The following is an 8,946-nucleotide window of genomic DNA, read 5'->3' as shown; positions in this document are numbered from 1 at the left end:
ATAAATTTTAAAAGGTCTATAGAAGTCATATCTCAAAGTTAATTATGCAAAAATATTCATTTTTGCAAAACTTCTCCTCAGGTTTTGTTCCTGATCCGTTTTTTTGTGGCTAATGAAGTCTGTAATTGCGGAGTGTTTTCCTATAAAAAAAAGATGATTTCTGTTTTTATAAATACTATTTTAGCTATTTGTATCAACAAGTAAATTAGTGTTTTAAAAGTCGTTTGACTTTAGCTTTTTTGCATTATTACTATCATAAATTGCGTATGAATGAAATTACTATATAGTTGGCTTTTTATATATTTTGTTTTTACATATTCATTGTTTGGGCAGTATTTACCTTCCAGGAACTACACTACTGCAGATGGTCTACCTAATAATGCGGTTCGATCTTTATTTTTGGATTCCAATGATATTTTATGGATTGGAACTGAGAATGGCATTTCTAAAATGGAAAATGGCTCTTTTTCTAATCTAGATGAATCAGATGGATTAGGACATAACAGTTGTTGGGGTATTTCTCAGGACAGAAATGGAAATATGTGGTTTGGCAGTTATGGAGGGGGAGTAAGTAAATTTGACGGCAAAAAATTCACCGTTTTTACGACAAAAAATGGTTTGCCCTCCAATAAAGTACGTAAAGTTTTTTCTTTTAAAAACAAAATGTATCTCGGGACAGAATTAGGAGTTTCCATTATAGATGTCAATACGAATAAGGTAGTTACTCCCAAAGGAATTAAACCGCATTTTGGGATTTTCATTATTAGCGATTTCTTTATATACAATAAAGAAGTGTTTTTCTCTGCTATTAATGAAGGAATTTTTAAGTTAGATGAATATGGGACGGTCGCTAAAATAGTTCCTGTTTTAGAGTATAAAATTACCGGTAAGGATACCGATGAGCATACCTATAGTTTAGGCCATTTTGATTCTGTACTTTATGGCAGTAACAAAGGTTTTATCAATGCTTTTACTTTCGATAATACTAAAAATGTCATTTCAACGACTGCTGTTTTTGGTCAATCGACTGTCTGGCAATATGCTAAAGACAAACGTAATATACTTTATGCAGCGGCTTGGGGAGTTTTTGATAATAGCGGAGGACTTTATCAAGTAGTTGATCGTAAAATGATTAATGTTTCAGATTATTATGGTATTGATTCTCAGAGTTTAGTCAATGTTATTTATGATAGGAAAATGGATGTGCTTTATGTAGGCTCTAAGGACAAAGGAGTTTATAAGGTTCGTTTAGATAAAGTGATTGAGTACAAATTTTTTGAAGGGAAAAGGATTATTGATTTTGAAAAATTGGGAAGTCAAAAAATCATCCTTCATAATGGAGGTCTTTCGATTCTAAATGCGTCCCAGCAGGTTTTGAAAACTATTTCGTTGTCAGATTTCAAAAGTAAAGAGCTCCAATATATAGAGCATTCAAAAAATCGATTGCCAACGTATAACGAAGGTTTTTTCGAATTAGATTATTCAATTCCTGCCAATGGTATCGAATTTTATAAAATTATTAAGCATTTCAAATCTTTTTGGGTTAGTAGTAATTTAGGAGTTTTTGAATTAAATTTTGAAGGTGAAATCATTCATTATGTTCCGATTCATACCTATGAATTTGGTTTTACTGGTGAGAATAAATTTTTTGAAACAAACCCTTATGGTGGTATTCATGTTTATGATGACATTTATACTTTAAAAGTTAATTCGATAGACAAAAAAGCTACAGCCATAGTAGACATCTTAAATCATAATCAGAAAACCTATCTATTATCCGTTTTTAACGGTTTGTATGTACATCATGATAATCAATTCCATTCTTATTTGGTCGAAGGTATTTGGAAAGAAAAGAAGTTCAAACATATAGCAATAAGCAATAGGGGAGAGTTAATTTTAGCTACTGAGTTTGGGGACGTTTTTGTGGTTGATGATTCAAAGTCATTTAGAATATTAGATACTATTCCAAAAAATAAAATTATTGGAAATACCATATTATTTCTTGAATCTTATAATGACCACATTTATATTGGAACAGAAAAAGGAATTAATATTTATTATAAAGGAGAAATTAGATTAATTGATAAGCAATTAGGGGTAGTAGATTGCGTATTTACCACTTCAAAAATTTTTGAAAACCAGTTGTGGATTGGTACACAAAAAGGATATTATGTTGTTGATTTAAATACGCTTACAAAGAAACAGCCAACGGTTTTAAAGTTAGGGATAAGCAGTATAGCTGTCAATAATACAGCTCTCAATAAATCCAAGTTCCATTGGTTCCGTTATGCTTCGGATGAACTGAGGCTTGATTATAATCAGAATTCCCTTTCTATCGATTTTATTCCCGAAGGCCATGCTATTGCCGATAAGTTGAAATTTAGATATCGTTTAAAAGCTTCTAATCGTTGGAGCCCTTACAGCGACAAAACTAATTTGTTTTTAGCCTATTTGCCTTATGGCGACTATTTAGTTGAAGTGGAAGTTTTAGATTTAAATGCTGGGAGATCTAGCGTTTTTAAATTGCTTAAAGTTTATATTTCACCGCCATTTTGGTTTGCTTGGTGGTTTATTACCATAATCTTCCTCCTTGTTATGGGAATTGTGGTTTATATAGTTGTACGAAAAAAGAATAAGGTAAGAGATAAAGCTGTTTTAGAAAAACAAATAACCGAAGCTAAGTTTGAAGCGCTGTCAAATCAAATGAATCCTCATTTTATCTACAATGCTTTGGAGTCTATTCAAGGTTTCGTACAAGATAATGACGAAATTAATTCGTCACTTTATATTAGTGAATTTGCTACCTTGATGAGAAAGACCTTGAAAAATTCTCCAAAACAAACTATATCAATTAAAGAGGAAGTCGAATATTTAAAAAGTTACATGTGTATTGAAAATATGCGTTTTAAAGACCGTGTCTTGTGTGATGTTTATATTGATCCTGTGGTTGCTGGAAGCTTATTTGAAATTCCACCGATGCTGATACAACCCTTTGTGGAAAATGTTTTTGCTCATGCTTTTGATGAATTTGTTCCTTCACCTAAACTTAATATTTCCTTTAAAATGATTGATGAACGGGTTTTAGAGTGTAAGATTATTGACAACGGAAAGGGGCTAAAGGCAAATAAAAAATCGAAATTTCATGTTTCTAGGGGTATCGCATTAGCCAAAGAACGAATTATTTTGTTGCAAAAAAATAATTTCGATCCTATAAAGATTGATTTTACTGAAGATAATGGAACGACTGTTACTATCCATTTATTTGTCTATGTCTAATTATTTTGACAGGTATGATAAAACTCAAGAAACGACCTCTCGAAGACTTTATTCAAATAATAGTCCATTACTTTCTGATCCGTATGCTATAGGCTTTTTTACTTTAAAACATTGGTTATGAGAAATATATGCATTAAATTAAATGGCAAATCATAGTAGAACCTACGCTAACTTTGCTTTCACATTATTCGCTAAGTTATTATGGCAGTTATGTTTGTGGTTTCGAATAATAATAATGTGTATTGGAGGTATGAAATCTGTTATGGCTGTTGGTATTTCTGTATTACATTATCGTTCATCCGGCGAATTGCCAGTTTTGGTTAGAATCTATTTGTGGTTAAAGTGAATATAAAGCAGAAAGATCAGAGGGTTGTTCTGTATGTTTAACAAGTAGATTTGCAATTATGTTTTTAGGCTAGGGCGGGTCGAAGATGAGAGGCTGTTTTTCAGGGTAAATCGCTTTTTTTCGTGGTTTTAGAACTTTAACTTTTGTTCAATTTAATATTTTGTCGAATTTGTTGAAAAAAAGGTAATTTAGGACTTTATTTTTTTCTAAATTTTTATATATGAAACGTAGATCATTTTTAACGACTGCAACTTTAGCGTCTGCAGGCCTTAGCACTTTTTTAATTTCAAGCTGTAATCCGAGCACTAAAAAAGGCGATGAAGCGTTAGAAGAGGAAGACAATTCCAACTCAGTCTTTGAACTAAGCGAAGAAACGATTAGTAGCTTAAGGGAGAAATTATCTTCTGGCAAATATAGTTCTGAGCAATTAGTTCGAATGTATTTAGAACGCATAGAAGCCATTGATAAAAATGGACACAAATTAAACTCCGTAATTGAGGTCAATCCTGAAGCAATTGAACTTGCTAAAAAGATGGATTTAGAAATGAAATCAGGCAAGAGCAGAGGTCTTTTGCATGGTATTCCAATACTGATAAAAGACAATATTGACACAGGGGATAAAATGCAAACTACAGCAGGCTCATTGGCACTTGCAGGAAATATTGCGAGCAATGACGCTTTTGTCATCAAAAAAATAAGAGAGGCAGGAGCCATATTAATAGGTAAAACGAATTTAAGCGAATGGGCAAATTTTAGGTCCACATCTTCTTGTTCCGGTTGGAGCAGTAGGGGAGGGCAAACTAAAAACCCATATATTTTGGATCATAATCCATGTGGCTCAAGCGCAGGTTCGGGAGTGGCTGTGGCCGCTAACCTTTGTGTTGTTGCCATAGGAACAGAAACAGACGGGTCTGTAGTATGTCCTGCTTCCGTAAGTGGAATTGTAGGAATCAAGCCAACGGTTGGATTGGTTAGCAGAACTGGTATTATTCCAATTTCAAGTACGCAAGACACGGCTGGGCCTATGGCAAGGACAGTTACTGATGCTGCGATTTTATTGGGGGCCATGACAGGTGTTGATGATAAGGACCTTGTTACCCTGGAAAGCAAAGGAAAGGCCCATAACGATTATACTGTCTTCCTGGAGTTGGGTGCCCTAAACGGAAAAAGAATTGGAGTGGAGCGTAAACCGCAAGGCAAAAATCAATTTATGCATGCACTTCAACAAAAAACAATTGATTTGCTGAAAAGTAAAGGTGCCACGATTGTAGAAATCGATTATCTGGATGAAATTGGCAAATTGGGGGAAGATGAGTTCGAAGTGATGCAATTTGAGTTCAAAACCGGACTGAACAGTTATTTAAGTTCTTCTAATGCCAAAGTGAAAAGCTTGAAAGAAGTTGTTGATTTCAACAATGCTAACGAAGACAAAGTAATGCCATACTTCAAGCAAGAAACCCTGATCAGTTCAAATGAAAAAGGGACTCTTACCGATAAAAAATACATTGAAGCACTTAAAAGGTGCCATTTAGGTTCAAAAGAAATAATTGATAAAGTTATTGCAGTAAATAAACTGGACGCCATTTGTGGTTTAACTATGGGGCCGGCTTGCAGTATTGATATGATTTATGGAGATCGCTGGGGAGATGTTTTCTTAACAATGCCAGCGGCAGCCAGTGGCTATCCACATATCACTGTTCCCTGCGGTGTTGTTTATGACTTACCAGTTGGGTTTTCATTTTTTGGACCGGCTTATTCAGAGCCTAAATTAATAAGTATAGCTTACGCTTATGAACAAGCGTCAAAAAAAAGGACGCAACCTAGTTTCAAGAAGTCATTTTTGTAATATTTATTTATCCTTTGAAATCTGTAGATAATTAATCCACTCAAAAGCGCTGTCTTGTTTTTGTTGTATCATCTTTAAATACAGATTTCGAGGTTATATAAAGACGAAAAAAGTTATGTCGGAGCGGGGAAATTTTAAATTTGATAAAAAGCGAACTAAATAAGGAGGAGTTTGATACTATTTAAACAAAAAAAAGCCTTTTAAGTCATATTATTATGAGTTAAAAGTCTTTTCAGTTGGTAAGCACTGTTTATTACTTCTTGTAAATTCCAATCATTAATTTTCCTTTGGTATCTATTGAAGCCCTATACATTCCGGCAGTGTTGAATTCCATTGTGATATTCCCGTCTTTGTCCATTGCTACGATTCCACCGTCACCACCAAGTTTCGTTAGCTTTTTTTGAATTACTTCCTTAGCGGCGTTCTCGAGAGATAATCCTTTATACTCCATTAGAGCCGAAATATCATAAGCAACCACGTTGCGAATAAAAAACTCTCCCCATCCTGTTGAAGAAACTCCACAAGTAGTATTATTAGCATAAGTTCCGGCGCCAATTATAGGTGTATCACCGATGCGACCCCATTTTTTGTTGGTCATCCCACCAGTAGAAGTACCTGCAGTAAGATTTCTGTTTTTATCTAAGGCTACGCAACCTACAGTTCCAAATTTATTGTCTTTGATGTACGGGTCATAAAATGAGGTGCTTCCAGAATGATCTAGCTCTGTTTTTTCCTTTTCTTGTGCTTTTAGTAATGATTGGTATCGGTTTTCCGTATAAAAGTATGCAGGGTTTACTATTTCTAGTCCGTTTTCTTTTGCAAAATTTTCAGCTCCTTCTCTCGCTAATAGTACATGTTCTGATTTTTCCATTACCGCCCTTGCCAAACTAATAGGATTTTTAACAGTAGTAACCCCAGCAATTGCACCTGCCTTTAAGGTCTTTCCATCCATTATTGATGCGTCTAACTCATTCTTTCCTTGATTAGTGAACACGGCACCTTTTCCTGCATTAAATAATGGGGAATTCTCCATTACATTAATAGTTTTTTCTACCGCCTCTATACTTGATCCGCCATTTTTTAACACTGCATAACCTACTTTTACAGCTTCTTCAAGCTTTGCTTTATATTGTGCCTCTAATTCTGGAGACATGTTCTTTTTCAATATGGTTCCAGCACCTCCATGAATTACTATGGCAAAATTATCGTTAGTGGTCGGTTTTACACTTTTGCATTGAACAAATACAAAAAGGATTATTAAAAGGGCAATAGCTTTTTTCATAGAAAGTTATTTCATAAGGTTTAATTGTAAATGTATAGATAATCAAAACGTTGCGCAAATTGTTGCTGGCTGTTTTTGTGAGAAGGTGATAACGATTTTAAAATAATGGGGCTGCAGTACTTGTTTACTATTTATAAGATTCACTGTAATATTTACAAATCGAATTAATGGGACATTCAGGCATTTAGGTGTTGGGCGACAAATTTCTCTTCCCAGAAATGAAATTGCCATTCCAATTTCATCCCATATCTCATTAGGGAGCGCTTGCATGAGTTGTTTTTCAAATTTTATTTCGTCTTTGGTTTCTGTGGTTAATCCAACTCTGGGTGCTACTCGAATGACGTGTAGATCAACAATTATTCCTACTGCTGAAATTTTAGCTTCACGCATGATGACATTTGCTGATTTTCGTCCAATGCCTTTTAAAGCAGTCAAAGCATCCATTGTTAGGGGAATATTCTCGTCTTTTTTAATGGTTTTTGCGATTTCTGGTAACCAATTGGCTTTGGTACCAAAATTTTTGACTTTGGAGATATAGGGTATTAATCTTTCTACATTCGAAACTGCCAAACTTTCCATATTTGGATACACTTCAAATAGAGCTTGAGCGATTTTATTGATATTAGCATCAGAATCCTGAGCAGACAGCACTACCATAACTAAATGTTGGTATTGATTATGATAGTCTAAGAGGTGTTTTCTTTCTTTATATTTTTCAAGAATTGGTTCTAGTTTTTTTATCTAATCACTTGATTTTCCGAATAAATCCAATCTTCTTTATTTTTTAAAATCTACTGATACCGAATTTACACAATAACGCTGGCCAGTAGTAGTTGGTCCATCATTAAAGAGATGTCCCAAATGGCTGCCACAATTTGCACAAACTATTTCAGTACGAATCATTCCGTGCGTTTTATCTAAAATATATTTGACTTTTCCGGGAATTGAATCATCAAATGACGGCCAGCCACAGTGTGCGTCAAACTTTGAGTTACTTTCAAATAATGGTTCTGAACAAGCGCCGCAGCAATAGGTGCCTTCTTCGTAATGTAAATTGTAAGTTCCAGTGTGTGGACGTTCTGTTCCTTTTTCACGCAAGACACGGTATCTTTCTTCTCCCAGTTCTTGTTTCCATTGGGCTTCGGATTTTTCTAAGGGGTATTTCATTGTATTGATGTTAGATTAATTATTAGAGTGAGTAGTTACATATTCAACCGTTCTTTTAACTACTTCAGAATCACCTAAAATTTTTCGATGACCCAAACCTTCTGTTATCAGGAGCTCTCCGTTTTTTAAATGTTCATAAATGTTCCTGCTTGCTTTTACAGGCACTTCAGGATCATCTTTGTCATGAATCACTAAAATGGGTATCGTTATTTTTTTGGCTGCTTGATAACCAGAGTAATCATTCATTTTTCCACCATGCTTTTTCTCAAAATATAGTCTCAAAGTGGTAGCATAACTTGGCTTTAGCTCTAATTTAGCAATAAAATCTTCGATAATATCTTGAACAATATCCCCACTGCCTATAATTACGGCAGTATTTAACTCGAGACCTTCTTTTACTGCATTTAGTACCGACATTCCGCCCAGAGAATGACCAACAGCGGATTCAAAAGGACCGTACTGCTTGTCGATTTCTAAAATTGCAGCGATAAATTCAGTCATGATACTTTGATTACCAGGTGATTTACCATGTGCAGGAGCATCAAAACTAATGGTAGAATAACCGTGCTTTACTAATGCATCGGCTATTTTCACTAGTTGTGTACCTCGTCCTGACCAACCATGAACTAGCAATACTTTCTTTTCACTTTGGCCGTATTTGTAAACAACGATCTCTTTATTTATTGAGGGAACAAGGAGTTTTTTTTGCTCACTTTTTTCATCCATTTCAAACTCTCTTTTGGGAATCTTATGTTTTATAGGTGTTGTAAATAATTTAGCGGCGAACAATGTTGTTAGTTTAGGCGAAATAAAAGAGATTAATTTACCTGCAATAAGAATAGGCTTAGGAATTTTTAATGATTGAGTATGAATTGAAGGTATTTTTGTCATATTGATAAATTTTTAAGACCGCTTTTATTTTATAAAATTTTCACTAAATTTAGAAAAACATAAAAGTAGTATATTTAATAAAATTTTATTGTCTATTTAAGTATTTACATTAAAGAAATAATGGTCTTAATAAAAAAG

At 34.2% G+C, this 8,946-nt stretch carries 6 protein-coding genes; 2 read left to right on the top strand and 4 right to left on the bottom strand.

From position 1 onward, the window contains the following. The first annotated feature begins 270 nt into the window (after positions 1-270). Entirely contained in the window at positions 271-3,276 is a 3,006-nt protein-coding gene (locus QO182_RS16225; protein WP_371562770.1) for a histidine kinase, read from the top strand. A gap of 566 nt (positions 3,277-3,842) precedes the next feature. Then, positions 3,843-5,468: an amidase gene (locus QO182_RS16220; RefSeq protein WP_371536914.1), complete on the top strand. Its 1,626-nt coding sequence runs from the start codon at positions 3,843-3,845 to the stop codon at positions 5,466-5,468. 253 nt (positions 5,469-5,721) lie between these two features. Here the strand turns inward: QO182_RS16220 and QO182_RS16215 are convergent, their stop codons facing one another. The 4 genes from QO182_RS16215 to QO182_RS16200 form a co-directional block, all read right to left on the bottom strand. After that, on the bottom strand, positions 5,722-6,750 hold the full coding sequence (locus tag QO182_RS16215) for an isoaspartyl peptidase/L-asparaginase family protein (RefSeq protein ID WP_371562767.1): 1,029 nt from the start codon (positions 6,748-6,750) through the stop codon (positions 5,722-5,724). A gap of 42 nt (positions 6,751-6,792) precedes the next feature. Next, on the bottom strand, positions 6,793-7,407 hold the full coding sequence (gene nth, locus QO182_RS16210) for an endonuclease III (RefSeq protein WP_371536910.1): 615 nt from the start codon (positions 7,405-7,407) through the stop codon (positions 6,793-6,795). Positions 7,408-7,527: 120 nt separating this feature from the next. Continuing rightward, entirely contained in the window at positions 7,528-7,917 is a 390-nt protein-coding gene (gene msrB / locus QO182_RS16205) for a peptide-methionine (R)-S-oxide reductase MsrB (RefSeq protein ID WP_371536908.1), read from the bottom strand. A 15-nt stretch (positions 7,918-7,932) separates the two neighbouring features. Then, positions 7,933-8,808, bottom strand: a complete 876-nt coding sequence (locus QO182_RS16200) for an alpha/beta hydrolase (protein ID WP_371562765.1) — start codon at positions 8,806-8,808, stop codon at positions 7,933-7,935. Positions 8,809-8,946 lie beyond the last annotated feature (138 nt).

This window comes from Flavobacterium sp. Arc2 (assembly GCF_041431385.1).
Lineage (GTDB): Bacteria > Bacteroidota > Bacteroidia > Flavobacteriales > Flavobacteriaceae > Flavobacterium.
The sequence above is the reverse complement of the archived record's forward strand: the minus strand, read 5'-3'. Positions and strand labels throughout refer to the sequence as shown.